Below are 1,386 nucleotides of genomic sequence, written 5' to 3'. Positions count from 1 at the left end.
TGCAACACCTCGAAATAGCGACAGATCGCCACGCTTTCGGTCAACACGCGACCGTCGTCGAACGCGAGCGCGGGAGTCTGGCCGAGCGCATTGACCGACAGGAACGAGGCCGACTTGTGTTCGGCCTTGGGGATCGAGATCTGCGCCATCGGCACGCGGACATGCTTTTCGGCGAGGAAGATACGGACGCGACGTGGGTTGGGCGCGGGTAGCGCGCTATCGTAGAACAGCAAATCCGCTTCTCCTCGATTTCGGTTTTCGAATATACCGTATGGCATCGCCGGACGCATTCGCCTAGCGATGCGCGGATGACGACTGCCGCAGACATGCTCACCACGGGCTTCGCCACGCTGCCCGATCTGATCCACGCGCATGCGCTCGAACGGGGGGATCGCACTGCGGTTGCGGATGCGCAGGGCAGCATCGACTATCGGACGCTCGATGGGATGATGAACCGGGTCGCTGCGGCGTTGCAGCGCGACGGGGTGACACCGGGGGCTGCGGTGGCCATCGTTGCGGCACCGACGACGGACTATGCAGCCGCTTTCCTTGGTGCGGTACGTGCGGGGTGTGTCGCGACGCCGATCGCGCCATCCGCTACGCCGGCGGCGATCGCGGCGATGATTGCGGATAGCGGCGCGCCGATCGTGTTCCTCGATGCGGAGAATGCTCGGGCGCTGGAGAGGCAAACGCTTTCAGCCCGTCCCATCTTGTTCCCCCGCGAAGGCGGGAGTCCAGACTGGGCCCCCGCCTTCGCGGGGGAACAAGCTTACTCGAAGTGGCTCGCCCCAGAAAACGCAAGCCCGGCGCGCGTCGCGATCGCTTCCGAAGACCCGTTCAACATCATCTACTCATCGGGCACGACCGGCACGCCCAAGGGCATCGTCCAGAGCCATGCGATGCGCTGGGCCCACATTTCGCGCAACACCGCAGCGGGGTTCGACACCGCAGTCACGATGATCGCCACCCCGCTCTATTCGAACACCACATTGGTCAGCTTCCTGCCGACGCTCGGCTGGGGTGGCACCGTCGTACTGATGGGGAAGTTCGAGGCGCGCGCGTATCTCGAACTCGCCGAGTGGTACCGCGCGACGCACACGATGCTGGTCCCGGTCCAGTATCAGCGGATCATGGCGCTGCCCGATTTCGATGACTTCGACCTGTCGGCATTCCGCTTCAAGACCAGTACCAGCGCGCCCTTCTCCGCAGCGCTGAAGGCCGATGTGGTCGCGCGCTGGCCGGGTGTGCTGGTCGAATTCTACGGCATGACCGAGGGCGGCGCGAGTTGCGCGTTGAACGCGACAGCCAACCCAACCAAGCTCCACACCGTCGGCCAGCCGATGCCGGGCCACGAAATCCGCCTGATCGACGATGACGGTGTCGAGG

2 protein-coding genes are annotated in these 1,386 nt (G+C 64.6%); one reads left to right on the top strand and one right to left on the bottom strand.

Going from position 1 to position 1,386, the window contains the following annotated elements; genetic code table 11:
• A partial coding sequence (locus tag U1872_RS22325; protein ID WP_332795060.1) for a glutathione S-transferase N-terminal domain-containing protein occupies positions 1 to 233 on the bottom strand: 233 nt, incomplete at its 3' end.
• A 75-nt stretch (positions 234 to 308) separates the two neighbouring features.
• Between U1872_RS22325 and U1872_RS22320 the strand changes: the two genes are divergently transcribed.
• Positions 309 to 1,386: class I adenylate-forming enzyme family protein (locus U1872_RS22320; RefSeq protein ID WP_332795059.1), on the top strand; the 1,078-nt coding region annotated here is incomplete at its 3' end.

Origin of the sequence: Parasphingomonas frigoris (assembly GCF_036663815.1) — a bacterium.
Classification (GTDB): Bacteria; Pseudomonadota; Alphaproteobacteria; order Sphingomonadales; family Sphingomonadaceae; genus Sphingomonas.
The sequence above is the reverse complement of the archived record's forward strand: the minus strand, read 5'-3'. Positions and strand labels throughout refer to the sequence as shown.